The organism is Kineococcus rugosus (assembly GCF_050871975.1).
GTDB lineage: Bacteria > Actinomycetota > Actinomycetes > Actinomycetales > Kineococcaceae > Kineococcus.
Window position 1 is genome coordinate 143,616 of the sequence record NZ_JBJLSJ010000006.1, and the last position, 15,041, is coordinate 158,656.

A 15,041-nucleotide genomic window follows, 5' to 3' on the forward strand; every position below is an offset into this window, starting at 1 on the left:
CCGGGAACCGGCGTCGGATCGCTTCCACATGGAAGCGATCCGAAACTAGGTGGCCCGGTCCGGCCCGGTCAACCCGCGATGGTCGGGACAACCGTTGCCGCACAACGGCTCTCGACAATTGATCCACCGGAAAAGCGGGCGAAACACCGCTGTAACACGGGACCCGGCCTCACGGGGGCGGTGCCGTCGGGCGGCGGACCTCGGCGAGCACCTCGAACTCGGCCCCCACCGCGGCCGCCACGTGCACGTGGTGCCCGGCCCTGGCCCGGCGCAGCTGCACCGTGCCGTGCGGCGTCTCCCACGCCCAGTGCGCGCGGGCGCGGTCCAGCTCCGCCGGCTCCGGGGCGCCGCGCCCGCCCACGTCGGCCAGCAGCGTCATCGCCAGGTAGGTGCTCTCGGCCATCGTCCCCGGCGAGGGGGCCGCCAGGCCGGGCGCGTCCCCCGCCACCCGGTCGAACGTGCGGGCGAACCCCGCGGTGAACTCCAGCGCCGCCGCCGAGGTCAGGCCCGCGAACCAGCCCGCCGACGCGAAGAGCCCGCGGGTGGCGTCCGGACCGCTGGCCAGCAGCATGGTCTCGTCCATGAAGGGGCTGAACCGGGCGAACCGGGCGTCCAGGCCCGCGGCGGAGAACTCCCGGTTGAACCGCACCCCGTCGGACCCCACCAGCAGCATCACCACCCCGTCGACCTCCGGGCCGCTGCGCCCCAGGGCCCCGACCAGCCCGGACCACGTCTCCTCGTCGTCGCACCCCAGCGGCAGCCAGTGCTGCCCGCTCAGCTCCACGCCCCGCCCCCGCAGCGACCGGGCCACCCGTGCCGCCGTGGCCCGCGGCCAGACGTAGTCGTCGCCCACGACGACCCAGCGGCGCCAGCCGAACTGCTCGCGCAGGAACTCCAGGGCGGCCACGACCTGCTCCCCGGGCAGTTCCCCGGTGCACAGCACCCCGTCGCGCCGCTCCCCGCCCTCGTACGCGGTGGCGTACACGTACGGCACGCGACCGGCCACCGCGGGGGCGACGGCCTCCCGCACGCTCGACAGGTGCCAGCCCACGACGGCGTCGACCTCCCCGCGGCGGACCGCGAGGCCCAGGGTCCGGGCGACCCGGCCGGGCTCGTCCCCCGCGTCGACGTCGAGGACCTCCACGGGACGGCCCGCGATCCCGCCCCGCTGGTTGATCTCCTCCACCGCCAGGTGGCCCGCGACCCGGCACGGCAGGCCGAACATCCCGGCCGGCCCGCGGCGGGGGACCGCGAGCGCCACGCGGAAGCCGTCTGGCATGCTGACGAGGATCCCACGAACGAGGAGGTCGGCGTGTCTGCTGCTGTCCCGGCGGGAACCGCGGTCGGGGTGAGCGCGGAACTGCTCGACCACCTGCGCGCGGCGGCGCTGCTGCAGAACGCCGTGGCCGACGCGGTGCGGGACAGCGACCTGACCCTCGACCGGTGGCGCTGCCTGGCCCAGGTCGGCCAGCGGCCCGGGGCGTCGATGAGCGACCTCACCGAAGCCCTCGTGATGGCCCCGGCCACCGCCAGCCGGGCCGTCGACGCCCTCGTCGACCGGGGGTTCCTCTACCGCGGTCTCGACCCGGCCGACCGGCGCCGCGTGGTGCTGCGCGTCACCGGGGAGGGGCGGCAGGTCCTGGCCGACTGCGAGCACCGCCTGCCCGTCGTCACCGGGCGCTGACCCCCGGTCCGGCCGGGTCCGCGAACGGCCGGAGGGCCCGCCCGACGGCGTCGTCCAGACCCGGGCCCTCGTCGTTGGACAGCACGACCAGGTCGGCGTCGCCGCCGCGCGGGTGCGCCAGCAGCGACCGGTACCCGGGGTTGTCGCCGGGGACGAACCACGCCGGGCGGCCGCCGACCCGCCCGAGGAACGTGCCGCAGCCGTAGGCGTCGGCGGTGGTCGACGCGGTGGTCGCCGGGACCGGCAGCCGGACGTGGGGTTCCCACAGCGCGGCGGCGGTGCCCGGGTCGAGCAGCCGCCCCGAGCGCAGCGCGCGGGCGTAGCGCAGCAGGTCCTCCGCGGTGGTCCACAGGTCCCCGCTGCCGGGGATCCGCGTCCACCCGGGGTCCACCGGCACGCGGTGCCCGCCGCGGTGGCCGGCGGCCGCGTCGGCCCACCCCGGCGGGAACCGCCCCGAGGTCGTCGACGCCATCCCCGCGGGGACGAGGACGAGGCCGGCGACCAGGTCGCGGTAGCGCTCACCGGCCGCGGCCTCCAGGACCCGCGCGGCCAGGGCGAACCCCGGACCGCTGTACCGCCACGACGTCCCCGGCGCGGTGGCGAGCCCCGCCTCCACGGTCAGGGCCGGCAGCGCGTCGGCCGCGGGCGGGCCCGCCCCCGGTCCCCACCCGGGCAGGTCGGCCCAGTGACCGGTCCCCGCGGTGTGGGTCAGCAGGTGGTGCAGGGTGATCGCCCCGAAACCGCGCGGCAGGCCCGGCAGCCACCGGGCGATCGGCTCGGCCACGTGCAGCCGGTCCCGCTCCTGCAGGGCGAGGGCGACGACCGACAGGACCTGCTTGCCGACCGAAGCGGCCTGGAAGCGCAGGCGCGGGCCGCAGGGGGTGCTGCCCGGGCCGTCGGCGGAACCCGCGGACTCCTCGTGGACGACGCGGCCGCGGTCGGCGAGCACCGCCGTCCCCGACCAGGCCGGGGTCCCCGCGGGCAGTCCCGTCGCCTCAGGCACCGGGCTCGCCCCGCGCGGCCCCCAGCGCGTCCGCCAGCCGCTGCGCGTCCGCGGCGGGGACCCCCGGCAGCGCGATCCGCCGGTCGCCGCGCACCACGGCGGTGCTGTGGTCCTGCCAGCGCGTCTGCACCTGCACCTCCAGCACGTCGTCCCACGGCACCGGCGGGGGAGTGCGCAGGAGACGGCGCACCCGCAGGCCGTCCTGGTCCAGGAACACCGTCGGGGGCCGCCAGAACCAGACGACGAACCCCAGCCCGTACGCGAGGACGTACCCCGTCGAGACCGCGACGCTGGACCACGTCGGCTCCCGCACCACCCGGACGACCTGCACGGCCGTCAGCGCGACGGCGACGACGACGAACACCCGCAGCGCCGTGCGGGACTGCTGCACCCGGTAGCGGGGTTCCAGGCCGGACAGGTCCACACGTCCCGCGCTGCCCACGGTCCTCCCGTCGATCGGCGACTCGTCGGGGCCAGTGTCGCCGCGGTGCGGTGGTCCCGCTCCCCGGCCGCACCGACTGGCGGCCCCGGGGACCGGGGACGAGGGTTGGACGGTGCCGACCCCCGCGCCCGTCCCCCCGCCCGTCACCCGCGCCGAGGTCCTCGTCGTCGGCGCCGGCAACGCGGGCGTCTCACTGGCCGCGAAACTGCTGCGGGACGGCGCCCGGGACGTCGCGATCGTCGAGCCGTCCCCCGTCCACCGGTACCGGCCGCTGCTGAACTACGTGGGCGCGGGCCGGGCCACCCCCGCCGACGTGGAACGCCCCACCGCGTCGGTCGTCCCGCCCGGGTGCCGCTGGGTGCAGGACGCCGTGGCGTCGGTCGACACCGCGCAGCGCACCGTCCGCACCCGGCGGGGAGCGAGCATCGGGTACGGCACGCTCGTCGTCTGCCCGGGGATGCGCGAGGACTGGGCCGCCACCCCCGGGCTGCAGGACGCCTACGGCGCCGGGTGGGCGGGGTCGACGTACGTCCCCGGGTCCGCACCGCTGGTGTGGCCGGCCCTGTCGGGGTTGCGGGAGGGCCGCGTCGTCTTCTCCGTCCCCCCGGAACCGGCACCGTGCGGGCCCACCGCCCTCAAACCGGCCCTGATGGCCTGCGACCACTGGCGCCGCCGCGGGGTCCTGGCCGACCTCGACGTCACCGTGGTGCTGCCCGAGGAGCACGCGCTCGGGGTGCCCGGTGCCGACGAGCACGTGGAGGAGGCGTTCGCCGCGTACGGCGTGAGCGTGCTGCGCGGTTCCCGGGTGCTGGCGGTCGACCCGGTGCTGCGGTCGGTGGACGTCGCGACCCCCACCGGGACCCGGCGGCTGGACCCGGTCGCCTACGCGCACCTGGTGCCGCACTACCGCGCCCCGGAGTGGATCACCGCCAGCGGGCTGGGCGACGCCTCGCCCGCCGGGCTCGTCGACGTCGACCCGTCCACGCTGCGCTCCACCCGGCACCCCGACGTGTGGGGGCTCGGGGACGCCGCCGCGATCGCCACCCGGTCCTCCGGCGGGGCGCTGCGCAAGCAGGTGGAGGTGCTGTCCCACAACATCGCCGCCGCGGCCTCGGGCCGCCGGCTGCACCGCTACGACGGGTACACCGTGATGCCGGTGACCACCTCCCGCGACCGGCTGGTGCTGGCGCAGTCCGACCGGCGGGGGCCGCGCCCGCTGCCGCTGCCGAACCCGTTCGCCCCGCGCCGCTGGGCGTGGTGGTTCGACCGTCACGTCCTGCCGCGCATCTACTTCCAGCGGCTGCTGCGCGGCAAGGTCTGACCCCCGCGCCGGACCCGGCGGTTTCGAGTGGCGCGCCCGTCGGGAGGGCGATGGACTGAGGGGGAAGAACTCGTCTCCGACACCACCGGACAAGGGAGAACCATGATCAAGGCACTGCACGAAGCCGGCGTGAAGTCGGAGTGGGCCTACACCGCCGGTTTCGCCAGCATCGGCCTGTCGTTCCTGGCGTGGGGCATCTCCCGCCAGGCCGAGAGCGCGGGCATCGACCGCGCCGACCGGTGGGGCATCTTCGTCGGGCACTGGGCGCCCACGTTCTTCGGCGTCGGCCTGGCGCTCAACACGTACGAGAAGTGACGACCACCACCCCTACTGCTGGAGGAGTTCCCCGTGCCCGACTTCGGTGACATCAGCGAGAAGGCCAGCGACGCCGCGATCGACAAGGCGGGTGACGCCGCCGACGAGAAGACCGGTGGCAAGCACGCCGAGCAGGTCGACAAGGCCCAGGAGGCCGCGGACGGCAAGATCGGCGGCTGACGCCGCCACCCGCGCAGGAGAACCCCGGCCCCTCGGGCCGGGGTTCTCCTCGTGCGTCCGGGCTGCGCCCTACGGGGTCGCGGGGGCGGGGGAGAACACCGCCCGCAGGCACCCGTCGGTCTTGTCCTTGAACATCTCGTACCCGCGCACCGCGTCCTCCAGCGGCATCGGGTGGGTGGCGAGGAAACCCGTCTCCAGCTCCCCGGCCGCCACGTGCTCCAGCAACCTGGGCACGTACCGCTGACCGTGCTGCTGCGCCGCCCGCACCGTCAGCCCCTTGTTCAGCACGATGCCCGTGGGGAAGCTGTCGGTCAGCCCGTACACCCCCAGGACCGCGACCGTCCCGGCCTTGCGCACCGCCAGGATCGCCTCGCGCAGCGGGGTGGCCCGGTCGGTCTCCAGGCGCAGCGCCTGCTTGGCCCGGTCCACGACCTGCTGCGCGCCCGTCCCGTGGCCCTCCATCCCGACCGCCTCGATCACCGCGTCCGGGCCCCGGCCCCCCGTGGTCTCGCGCAGGAACTCCTGCACGCTGTCGACCTCGGAGTAGTCCAGCGTCTCGGCCCCCACGTGGGTGCGGGCCAGGTGCAGCCGCTCGGGCAGCCGGTCCACGACGATGACCCGCTCCGCGCCCATCAACCGCGCCGAGGCCGCGGCCATCAACCCCACCGCGCCGGCGCCGAAGACGGCGACCGTGTCGCCCGGCGCGACGTCGCACAGGTCCGCGCCCGTGTACCCGGTCGGGACCGCGTCGGACAGGAACACCGCCGAGGCGTCGTCGACCCCGTCCGGCACCGAGAAGCAGTTCACGTCGCCGAACGGCACCCGGATGAACTCCGCGTGCGACCCCGCGTACCCGCCGAACGGCTGCGTGTACCCGTAGATCCCGCCCGTCGGGTACCCCAGCACCGGCTGCTGCGCGGCGGCGTGCGGGTTCGTCGTGTCGCACAGCGAGTACAGCTCGCGCTCGCAGTACCAGCAGTTCCCGCAGGCGATGAACGACGGGACGACCACCCGGTCCCCGACGCGGACCCGCGACACCTCCGGCCCGACCTCCACGACGCGGCCGGTGAACTCGTGCCCGATCACGTCACCGGGCAGCGCGCCCGGCAGGTAGCCGCCGATGAAGTGCAGGTCCGAACCGCAGGTGCTGGTCAGCGTGACCTGCACGATGACGTCGCGCGGGTTCACCAGCACGGGGTCGGGGACGGTCTGCACGGCGAGGTCGTTCACGCCGTTCCAGCACAGCGCGCGCATCAGCGCCCCACCCCCGCGCGGCCGCTGGGGTTCTCCGCGAGCGTCGGCACCTCACCGGTCTGCAGCAGCGCCCGCAGCCGGTAGGCCATCGTGAACGCCAGCGCCCCGTCGAGCAGATCCGGCGTGGCGGGGACGGCCAGCCGCACCACCACCTCGCACCCGTCCCAGCGCGGCGCCGGCCACGCCTCCACCACGAGGGGTTCGGCCGGGCCCTCCCCGTCCGTGGCGAACACCACGCGGTTCGGCTCGGCGTGCACCTGCGTGGTGCCCGTCCAGCCCGCCACGTCCCACTCCAGGCGGCCCGGGCCCGCCTCCCGCACGCTGCCCGCGTCACCGAGCAGGGTGGCCAGCACCTGCGGGTCCTGGCAGGCCCGCAGGACGGTGCCGACCGGCCGGGCCACCGTCAGCGTCTGCCGCTGCGCGCCCGGCGGGTCCCCCCGCCGCAGCAGCGCGCGCCCCGCGGTCACCGCCGCGTCCACGACCTTCTTGCCCGCTCCGCTGGAGTTCATCCGTCCCGTCCCCGTCCCCGTCGTCGTGGTGCTCGTCTCGGTGGCTCCACTCTCACCGCGCCCCCCGTCGCCTGCACCCCGGGGAACGCGCGGTTGACCGGCCGTGCGAGCGGGTAGGAGCCGTTCATGCGCCGCACCCACGCCCTGCTCGGCATCGCCGCCGTCACCCTGACCCTGCTCGCCGGTTGCACCCGCAACGCGAACAACCAGGACGACGAGCCCAGCGCCGTCCCCTCGGTCAGCGACGTCCCCAGCACCGTGACGGCCCCCGCCCAGCCCACCCAGGGGCAGCCCGCGACGGAGACCGAGCCGCCCGCGGTCATCACCGCCAGCCCCGACGCCGCCCAGACCACCGCGCTGATCACCGCGCTCAACGCGATCTCCCCGGGCCTGGCCGAGGACCGGGACCGCGCCGTCCTCGCCGCCACCGCCGTGTGCCGCCAGGTCGTCCAGGGCGACGACGAGGCCGCGCTGTCCAGCGACGCCGCGCAGCAGTTCGCCGCCGACGGCGGGCCGCAGCTGAGCGACGAGCAGAGCCGCGCCGTGGTCGACGCCGTGCAGTCCACCTTCTGCAAGCAGTGAGGCCGGTGGGAGGATCCCCGGGCACCTGACGAGGACTCCCGAGAGGCACAGCGCATGCGGTTCGACGCCGACGTCATCGTCGTGGGGGGCGGGGTCATGGGCTCGGCCGCCGCCTGGCAGGCGACGCGGCGCGGGCTGTCGGTGGTCCTGCTGGAGCAGTTCGAGCCCGGCCACACCCGCGGCGCCTCCCACGGCGCGACCCGGAACTTCAACACCGCCTACGCCACCGACGACTACCTCCGGCTCGTCCTGGAGGCCCGGCGGCTGTGGGACGAGCTGGCCGAGCAGAGCGGCACCGTCCTGCTCGACCTCGTGGGCCTGGTCAACCACGGCCACGTCCCCGCCCTGCGGGACACCGCCGACGCCCTGGACCACCACGGCATCGCCCACCGCGTCCTGCCCCCCGGGGCCGCCGCCGAGCGCTGGGCGGGCCTGCGGTTCCGCACCGAGGTCCTGCACGTCCCGCAGGCCGGGCGGATCCGCGCCGCCGCCGCCCTCGACGCCTTCCGCGCCGCCGCGACGACCGCCGAGTTCCGCTACCGCACCCCCGTGCGGGAGGTCCGCACCGACCGCGGCACCGCCCTCGTCGTCACCGACGCCGGGGAGCTGCGCGCCCCGCGCGGCGTCGTGACCGCCGGGGCGTGGACCCGCACCCTCCTGCCGGCGGACGTCCCGCTGCCCCGCCTGGTCGTCACCCAGGAGCAGCCCGCGCACTTCACCCCCGTCGCCGACGGCCTCGACTGGCCCAGCTTCAACCACGCCCCCGACCCCGGCGAACCCGCCGACGCGTACTGGTGCAGCCCGGTCTACGGGATGCTCACCCCCGGCGAGGGCGTCAAGGCCGGCTGGCACGGCGTCGGGCCCCGCACCGACCCCGACCACCGCACCTACGAGCCCGAACCCGCCCAGCTGGCCGCCCTCCAGCGGTACGTGGCCGAGTGGGTCCCCGGCGTCGACCCCGCCACCGCCGTCCCCATCAGCTGCACCTACACCAGCACCGACGACTCCGACTTCGTCCTGGACCGCGCCGGGGCGTGGGCCGTGGGGGCGGGGTTCTCCGGCCACGGGTTCAAGTTCGCCCCCGCCATCGGGCGGACCCTCGTCGACCTCGCGCACGGCGTCGTCGCCCCCTCCCGGTTCCACGCCGCCCGCGCCGTCGCGCACGCCGGCTCGCGCTGAACCGCCGTGGACGGGGTCGCGGGGGTCGGGAGGGTCGCGCGGTCGCTGCGCGAGGCCGGGGGCGGCACCGTCGAGCGCCCCCTGCGCGGCGGCGGCACCTTCGCCCTGTCCCACGTCCGCACCGGGCCCCGCACCGGCACCCCCGTCGTCGTCGTCCCCGGCGGCCCCGGGCTGGCCTCCGTGCTGCCCTACTGGTCGCTGCGCTCGGCCGCGGCCCGCCGCGGCCTGGACGTCGTCATGGTCGAGCACCGCGGCGTCGGGCTCTCCCGCCGCGACCACCACGGCCGCGACCTCCCCCCGGCCGACGTCACCGTCGAGGACGCCGCCGACGACCTCGCCGCCGTCCTCGACGCCCAGCACGTCGACCGGGCCGTCGTCTACGGCAGCTCCTACGGCACCTACGTCGCGCAGGCCTTCGGGGTGCGGCACCCGCGGCGGGTGGCGGCCATGGTGCTGGACTCCCCGCTGCTGTCCGTCACCGGCGACCTCGCCGACAGCCGCGCCCACCGCCGCCGGCTCCTGTGGGACGGCCCCGGCCCCACCGCCCGCGCCGTCCACGCCGCCGACGCACCCGCCGCCGAGCTCGCCGCCGTCGTGCAGGCCGTCCACGAGTTCGCCGGCCCCGACGTCCTGCGCCGCCTCCTGACGGCCCGCGCGCGCGGCCGCCTGGGCCGGACGTGGCGGCTCCTCACGCACGCCGGCGACCTCGGCGAGCGCGTCGTCCGGTTCGTCGACGAACCCGACCTGGTCGCCGGGATCGCCTACGGCCAGCTCGGGTTCGGGCTGCCCCCCGACGGCGGCCCCCTGGACCCCCAGCTCCCGCCCGCCGCCGTCGCCCCCTCCCGACCGGACTACCGCGGCGAACCGTACGACCTGCCCGCCCTGCTGCCCGGGTTCACCTGGCCCACCGTCGTCGTCTCGGGGGAGTGGGACCTGCGGACGCCGCCGCCGGTCGCCGAACGGCTCACCGGGCTGCTGCCCCGCGGCGTCCTGCTGCGGCTGGACCGCCTCGGGCACAGCGCCCTCGACAGCCACCAGCTCGCCGCGCTGCTCGTGGCCGCCGCCGCGGTCGCCGGGACCACCGACCGGCTGCCGGCGCTCGCGCCGCGGATCAGCGCCCTGCCGCGCCGGGGCCCCTCCCGGTTCCTCGGGGCCGCGGTGTCGGCGGCCGTGCGGGTCGGCGGCTGAGCGGGGGTCCCACGGGGGAGGACGCGCCCGGCCCGCGGCGGGGTGCGCGAGCGCGGAGGAGCCGCCGGCCGCAGGATGGGCGGACACCCCTGGAGGAGTTCCGCATGAGCCCGTCACCGCTGGTGATCGTCTTCGACGTCAACGAGACGTTGTCCGACCTGCGCCCGATAGCCGACCGGTTCCTCGCGGTGGGTGCCCCCGCGCACCTGGCCCCGCTGTGGTTCGCCACCGTGCTGCGCGACGGGTTCGCCCTCACCGCCGTGGGGGACGCACGCCCCTTCGCGCAGCTGGGCGCCGAGGCGCTGCGGACCCTGCTGCACGGCGTGGAGCTGCGCACCGATCCCGCGGCCGGCCTGGACGGCAGCCTGGAGGGCGCGGTCGAGCACGTGCTGGACGGGATGGGGCGGCTGCCGCTGCACCCCGACGTCGTCGACGGTGTCCGGGGCCTGCGCGCCGACGGGCACCGCCTCTTCACCCTGAGCAACGGCTCGTCCCGGGTCGGGGAGCAGCTGCTGACCGCCGCGGGGGTGCGGGAGGAGTTCGAGGCCGTGCTCTCGGTGGACGAGGCGGGGGCGTGGAAACCGGCGCCCGCCGCGTACGAGCACGTCCTGCGGGTCGCCGGCAGCCGGCCGCAGGAGGCGCTGCTCGTCGCGGTGCACCCGTGGGACGTGGACGGCGCGGCGCGGGCGGGGCTCGGCACGGCCTGGGTCGACCGGGACGGGGCGCCGTACCCGGCGTCGTCCACCTCGGCGCGGGTGCGCGCGACGGACCTGGTGGACCTGCGCGCTCAGCTCGCCGCCGGGAGCAGGTGACGAGGCGAGGGGCGCCGATCGCCGGCCGGGGAACTCAGCGGATCCACACGCGCAGGTCGCCGACCGCTTCGAAGCCGCCGGCGAGGGCGGCTTCGAGGTCGGTCCCGCGCTGGTAGCCGACCAGGGGGCGGGCGGGGAACAGCGCCGCGACGGCACCGGCGAGTTCGGCCCAGTCCAGCCGGTGGCCCTCGACGGCGTAGGTGTTGGAGACGTCGACGGCACCGCTGCCCAGGCGTGCGACGGCCCCGGCGACGATCCGCCCGTCCACCCGCCGGGCCAGGACGGCGAAGTGCCCGCGCTGCAGCAGCCCCGGGAGGAGGACCGCGGCGGTGTCGTGCAGCGCGGTCCACTCCGCCAGTTGCTCCGCGGTCCGCACCGGTGCCCACGGACCGCGGTCGGTGGTGCGGGCCGGTGCCGCGGCCGGGCGGCGGTGGATCCAGGTGGCGGAGAACAGCGGTCGCAGCCCAGCGCCGGACAGGTCCAGCGTGGCGAAGCTGTCCTTGACGCCGGCACCTCCACCGCCGGTGAGGCGTTCCTCGACGTGCCCGGCCCTCACCCCCGGTTCCACCACGACGACACCGGAGTGCAGCGGCGGGGGTGTGCCCACAGCGCTCCACACCCCCTGCGCCAGCACGGACCCGACGCCGTGCAGGGCGCACAGGTCCTCGTACCAGCCGACGCTGGCGTCGACGGCGGTGCGCAGCCGGGGGTCGAGCGCTGCGGGTTCGGCCGGAACCGCTGGACTGTCGCGCGTGGTGCTCACCGGCGCCATCCTGCGGCACCGGCCCGCGGGCGCGCTCGCCGATTTCCCGCGCGAGCCGGGGGGACCCTCACTCCCCGGCGGCCAGCACGAACGGGAACACCGCCTCCGCCCCCGCCCGCCGCAGCTGCCGCGCCGCGACCGTCAGCGTCCACCCGCTGCGGGTCCGGTCGTCCACCAGCAGCAGCGTCCGGCCCCGCACCGCGTCGGGGTCGGGCAGCTCGAAGCGCCGGGCCACCTGCGCGAGCCGGTGCGCGGAGTTCACGTCCGTGCGGGTGGGGGAGTCGTCCAGCTGCCGGAACGTCGTCACCAGCGGCAGCCCCGTGTACCGGGCGAGCCCGTCGGCCAGGTGCGCGACGAGCTGCGGCCGCGACGCCGAGCACATCGCGACGACGCCGTCGATCCCGAGGTCGCGGGCCCAGTCGTCCAGGACGGTCGCCGCGGCGTGCCGCAGCGGCACCGGCGTCTCCCCGTCGGCGGCCCCCGGGGCGAAGAGTTCCCGGACGGCGTTGCCCCAGCCCAGGTCGGTGACCCGGGCCACGGCCCGGCCCGCCCCGGGCTGCTCGGTGGGCGCGATGCGCCCCGACACGGCGACGTCGAGGCCCTTCATGCCCGTGGGCCACACCTTCTTCGGTTCCAGCGGGACGCCCGGGCGGTCCAGGTCCGCCCCGGCCGCCGCGACCGCCGACTCCGGCACCTCCCGGGGCACGTCGTACCCGCCGCAGTTGTCGCACCGCCCGCACGGCGCGGCGTCGGGGTCGTCCAGCGCCCGGCGCAGGAACTCCAGCCGGCAGCCGGTGGTCGCGACGTAGTCGACCATCGCCTGCTGCTCGACCTCGCGGGTCTGCGCGACCCGGGCGTACCGCTCGGTGTCGTAGGCCCAGTCCTGCCCCGTCGCCTGCCAGCCGCCCCGCACCCGGCGGACCGCGCCGTCGACGTCGAGGACCTTGAGCATCATCTCCAGCCGGTTGCGGCGCAACGTGACCCGCGACTCCAGGGCCTGGGTCGACAACGGCTCACCGGCGTCGGCCAGCACGCTCAGCGCCAACCGGACGTCGTCCTCGGCGGGGAACCCGATCGAGGCGAAGTACCGCCAGATGTCGCGGTCCTCCGCCCCCGGCAGCAGCACCACCTCGGCGTTCTCGATGCCGCGGCCCGCGCGCCCGACCTGCTGGTAGTACGCGATGGGGGAGCTCGGCGCGCCCAGGTGCACGACGAAACCCAGGTCCGGCTTGTCGAAACCCATTCCCAGCGCGCTCGTCGCCACCAGCACCTTGACGCGGTCGTTGACGAGGTCGTCCTCGGCCTGCAACCGCTCCGCCGGTTCCGTCTGGCCCGTGTACGGCACGGCCTCCACCCCGTGCGCCCGCAGGTGCTGCGCCACGTCCGCGGCCGCCGACACCGTGAGCACGTACACGATCCCCGACCCCGGCAGCTCCGGCAGGTGCTCCACCAGCCACGCCAGCCGGTGCGCGTGGGTGGGCACCCGCACCACCGCCAGCCGCAGGGACTCGCGGTCCAGCGAACCGCGCAGCACCAGGACGTCCTCCAGCGTGCGCGTCCCCGTCACCGACAGCTGCTCGGCGACGTCGGCGGTCACCCGGGCGTTCGCCGTCGCCGTCGTCGCCAGCACCGGGATCCCGTCGGGCAGGTCCGCCAGCAGCGTCCGGATCCGGCGGTAGTCCGGGCGGAAGTCGTGGCCCCAGTCCGAGACGCAGTGCGCCTCGTCGACCACCAGCAGACCCGTCGTCGCCGCCAGCGGCGGCAGCACCTCGTCGCGGAAACCCGGGTTGTTCAGGCGTTCCGGCGAGACCAGCAGCACGTCGACCGCGCCCGCGCGGACCTCGTCGTACACCTGCGCCCAGTCGTCGGCGTTCGTGGAGTTCACCGTGACCGCCCGCACCCCGGCCCGCCCCGCGGCGGCGATCTGGTTGCGCATCAGCGCCAGCAGCGGCGACACGATGACCGTCGGGCCGGCGCCGCGGGCCCGCAGCAGCGCCGTCGCCACGAAGTACACCGCCGACTTGCCCCAGCCCGTGCGCTGCACCACGAGCGCGCGGCGGCGGTCCGCGACGAGCGCCTCGATCGCCGTCCACTGGTCCTCGCGCAGCGACGCGCTCGGGTCGCCCACCAGGCGGCGCAGGACCTCCTCGGCCTCTGCGCGCAGCGCGGTGCGGTCGAGCGTGGCGGACGGCTGGGGCGACATGGCGACGATGCTGCCACCGCGCTCCGACACGCCCCCCGGCCCACCCCCGCCCGTCCACGGGCCAGCCGGCCCCCGGGAGCTGTGGAGCCCGCGCGGCCCGCACCCCGGGGGATGCCGGGACACCGGGCGGCGACCCGCACCGGTCGTTACCCTTCCCCCGCGGGGACCGCGCCGCGCAGCACGTCCCGGACGGAGGGGTTGGACCGGTTGGAGCCACTGCCCGAGCCCGACTTCCGGCGCGTCTTCGACGAGACCCCCGCCCCGCTGCTGCTGCTGACGCCCGACCTCGTCATCGTGCGGGCCAACCGCGCCCGGCTGGAGGCCACCGCCACGACGCTGGAGGGCACCGTCGGCCGCGGCCTGTTCGAGGTCTTCCCGATGAACCCCGACGACCCCGGCGCCGACGGGCTGGTGAACCTCCACCGCTCGCTGACCCTGGCCCGCGAGACCCGCCGCCCGCACACGATGGCCGTGCAGAAGTACGACATCCCGATGCCCGACGGCACCTTCGAGGAACGGTTCTGGAGCCCGCGCAACGTCCCGGTCCTCGACGAGCACGGCGAGGTCGTGCTGCTGCTGCACCGCTCCGACGACATCACCGGCTACGTCCACGCCCGCGACGAGGCCCGCGCCACGGCCGAGCTGAGCGAACGCCTGCGCGAGCGCGCCGAACGCGTCGAGCACGACCTGTTCGACCGCACCCGCGAGCTGGAGCAGCTCGTCGCCCACCTGGGGCGGGCCACGGCCCGCGCCGAGCTGCTGGCCGGCGTGACCAGCGAGCTGACCAGCACCCTGGACGGCGAGGAGGCCGTGGGCCGCCTCGCGACGCTGGTCGTCCCCCTCCTCGCGGACTGGTGCATCGTCAGCCTCGTCACCGACGAGCGGCGCCCCGGGGCGCGCGCCCTGCGCGACGTCGGGAGCTGGCACGCCGAGGAGGCGATGCGCCCCGTCGTGGCCGAGTACGCCGCCACCCGCCTGCAGGTGCTGCAGCCCGGGTCGCTGCTGGACACGGCCCTGTCCACGGGCCGGCCGCAGGTCCAGCCGGCCCGGGCCCTGGACTACCTGACCTCGGTGCTGCCGCCCGGACGGGCCCGCGACCTCGTCACCGAGCTGGCACCGGAGTCCCTGCTGACCCTGCCGCTGCGGGCCCGCGGCCGGACCCTGGGTGCGCTCATGCTGGCCAACGGCCCCGCCCGCAGCCCCCTCACCCCCGAGGAGACCGCCACCGCCGCCGACATCGCCGGGCGGGCCGGGCTGGCCCTGGACAACGCCCGCCTGTACCGGCAGCAGCGCGAGCTCGCCGAGGCGCTGCAGCGTTCGCTGCTCACCGAGCCCGCGCAGCCGGACCACCTGGAGGTCGTCGTCCGCTACACCCCGGCCGCGGAGACCGCCCGGGTCGGCGGGGACTGGTACGACTCCTTCGTCCAGCCCGGCGGGACGACGGTGCTCACCATCGGCGACGTGCTCGGCCACGACACCGACGCGGCCGCGGCCATGGCCCAGGTCCGGTCGCTGCTGCGCGGGATCGCCGTCGCCGGGGCGCGGGGGGCCCCCCCCCGCCATCACCCCGGGCCTCGGGGCCTGGTTTAACTCTCCGACTCGGCCC

At 76.5% G+C, this 15,041-nt stretch carries 16 protein-coding genes; 9 read left to right on the forward strand and 7 right to left on the reverse strand.

Features of this window, described 5'->3' with window-relative positions:
- Positions 1 to 169: 169 nt before the first annotated feature.
- A complete protein-coding gene (locus ACRYM6_RS05005) occupies positions 170 to 1,279 on the reverse strand; it encodes a substrate-binding domain-containing protein (RefSeq protein ID WP_432541598.1) in 1,110 nt (369 codons plus the stop codon).
- 33 nt (positions 1,280 to 1,312) lie between these two features.
- Between ACRYM6_RS05005 and ACRYM6_RS05010 the strand changes: the two genes are divergently transcribed.
- Positions 1,313 to 1,684 (forward strand): MarR family winged helix-turn-helix transcriptional regulator, encoded by a 372-nt coding sequence (locus ACRYM6_RS05010; protein ID WP_432541600.1) that lies wholly within the window; start codon positions 1,313 to 1,315, stop codon positions 1,682 to 1,684.
- On the opposite strand, the gene ACRYM6_RS05015 is transcribed toward ACRYM6_RS05010, so the two are convergent.
- Positions 1,671 to 2,687 carry a serine hydrolase domain-containing protein gene (locus tag ACRYM6_RS05015; protein WP_432541602.1) on the reverse strand — a complete coding sequence of 339 codons (1,017 nt, stop codon included), beginning with the start codon at positions 2,685 to 2,687 and terminating at the stop codon, positions 1,671 to 1,673. The two genes, ACRYM6_RS05010 and ACRYM6_RS05015, sit on opposite strands and share 14 nt — an antisense overlap.
- Complete coding sequence (locus tag ACRYM6_RS05020; RefSeq protein ID WP_432541603.1) at positions 2,680 to 3,129, reverse strand: PH domain-containing protein; 450 nt, start codon at positions 3,127 to 3,129, stop codon at positions 2,680 to 2,682. The genes ACRYM6_RS05015 and ACRYM6_RS05020 overlap by 8 nt, the downstream gene beginning before the upstream one ends.
- A 112-nt stretch (positions 3,130 to 3,241) precedes the next feature.
- On the opposite strand from ACRYM6_RS05020, the gene ACRYM6_RS05025 reads away from it, so the two are divergent.
- From ACRYM6_RS05025 to ACRYM6_RS05035, 3 genes are all read left to right on the forward strand, one after another.
- Positions 3,242 to 4,450 carry an NAD(P)/FAD-dependent oxidoreductase gene (locus tag ACRYM6_RS05025; RefSeq protein ID WP_432541605.1) on the forward strand — a complete coding sequence of 403 codons (1,209 nt, stop codon included), beginning with the start codon at positions 3,242 to 3,244 and terminating at the stop codon, positions 4,448 to 4,450.
- 102 nt (positions 4,451 to 4,552) lie between these two features.
- A complete protein-coding gene (locus tag ACRYM6_RS05030; RefSeq protein ID WP_432512914.1) occupies positions 4,553 to 4,765 on the forward strand; it encodes a hypothetical protein in 213 nt (70 codons plus the stop codon).
- A 33-nt stretch (positions 4,766 to 4,798) separates the two neighbouring features.
- Positions 4,799 to 4,945, forward strand: coding sequence for an antitoxin (locus ACRYM6_RS05035; protein ID WP_432512916.1), 147 nt, complete (start codon positions 4,799 to 4,801; stop codon positions 4,943 to 4,945).
- Positions 4,946 to 5,014: 69 nt separating this feature from the next.
- On the opposite strand, the gene ACRYM6_RS05040 is transcribed toward ACRYM6_RS05035, so the two are convergent.
- Together ACRYM6_RS05040 and ACRYM6_RS05045 are read right to left on the reverse strand one after the other, a co-directional pair.
- Positions 5,015 to 6,199, reverse strand: a complete 1,185-nt coding sequence (locus tag ACRYM6_RS05040; protein WP_432541606.1) for a zinc-dependent alcohol dehydrogenase — start codon at positions 6,197 to 6,199, stop codon at positions 5,015 to 5,017.
- Positions 6,199 to 6,708, reverse strand: a complete 510-nt coding sequence (locus tag ACRYM6_RS05045; protein ID WP_432541607.1) for a hypothetical protein — start codon at positions 6,706 to 6,708, stop codon at positions 6,199 to 6,201. The genes ACRYM6_RS05040 and ACRYM6_RS05045 overlap by 1 nt, the downstream gene beginning before the upstream one ends.
- A gap of 126 nt (positions 6,709 to 6,834) precedes the next feature.
- On the opposite strand from ACRYM6_RS05045, the gene ACRYM6_RS05050 reads away from it, so the two are divergent.
- The 4 genes from ACRYM6_RS05050 to ACRYM6_RS05065 all read left to right on the forward strand — a co-directional run bounded on the left by ACRYM6_RS05050 (position 6,835) and on the right by ACRYM6_RS05065 (position 10,469).
- Entirely contained in the window at positions 6,835 to 7,290 is a 456-nt protein-coding gene (locus ACRYM6_RS05050; protein ID WP_432541609.1) for a hypothetical protein, read from the forward strand.
- Between the two features lie 54 nt (positions 7,291 to 7,344).
- Entirely contained in the window at positions 7,345 to 8,469 is a 1,125-nt protein-coding gene (locus ACRYM6_RS05055; protein ID WP_432541611.1) for an FAD-dependent oxidoreductase, read from the forward strand.
- Between the two features lie 6 nt (positions 8,470 to 8,475).
- Entirely contained in the window at positions 8,476 to 9,657 is a 1,182-nt protein-coding gene (locus tag ACRYM6_RS05060) for an alpha/beta fold hydrolase (RefSeq protein ID WP_432541612.1), read from the forward strand.
- A gap of 104 nt (positions 9,658 to 9,761) precedes the next feature.
- Positions 9,762 to 10,469, forward strand: a complete 708-nt coding sequence (locus tag ACRYM6_RS05065) for a haloacid dehalogenase type II (RefSeq protein ID WP_432541614.1) — start codon at positions 9,762 to 9,764, stop codon at positions 10,467 to 10,469.
- A 34-nt stretch (positions 10,470 to 10,503) separates the two neighbouring features.
- Here the strand turns inward: ACRYM6_RS05065 and ACRYM6_RS05070 are convergent, their stop codons facing one another.
- Both ACRYM6_RS05070 and ACRYM6_RS05075 read right to left on the reverse strand, forming a co-directional pair.
- Positions 10,504 to 11,232: a hypothetical protein gene (locus ACRYM6_RS05070; protein ID WP_432541615.1), complete on the reverse strand. Its 729-nt coding sequence runs from the start codon at positions 11,230 to 11,232 to the stop codon at positions 10,504 to 10,506.
- Positions 11,233 to 11,299: 67 nt separating this feature from the next.
- Positions 11,300 to 13,435 carry a RecQ family ATP-dependent DNA helicase gene (locus ACRYM6_RS05075; protein WP_432541616.1) on the reverse strand — a complete coding sequence of 712 codons (2,136 nt, stop codon included), beginning with the start codon at positions 13,433 to 13,435 and terminating at the stop codon, positions 11,300 to 11,302.
- 207 nt (positions 13,436 to 13,642) lie between these two features.
- Here ACRYM6_RS05075 and ACRYM6_RS05080 point away from each other — a divergent pair, with 207 nt between their 5' ends.
- Positions 13,643 to 15,025 (forward strand): GAF domain-containing protein, encoded by a 1,383-nt coding sequence (locus tag ACRYM6_RS05080; protein WP_432541617.1) that lies wholly within the window; start codon positions 13,643 to 13,645, stop codon positions 15,023 to 15,025.
- Positions 15,026 to 15,041 lie beyond the last annotated feature (16 nt).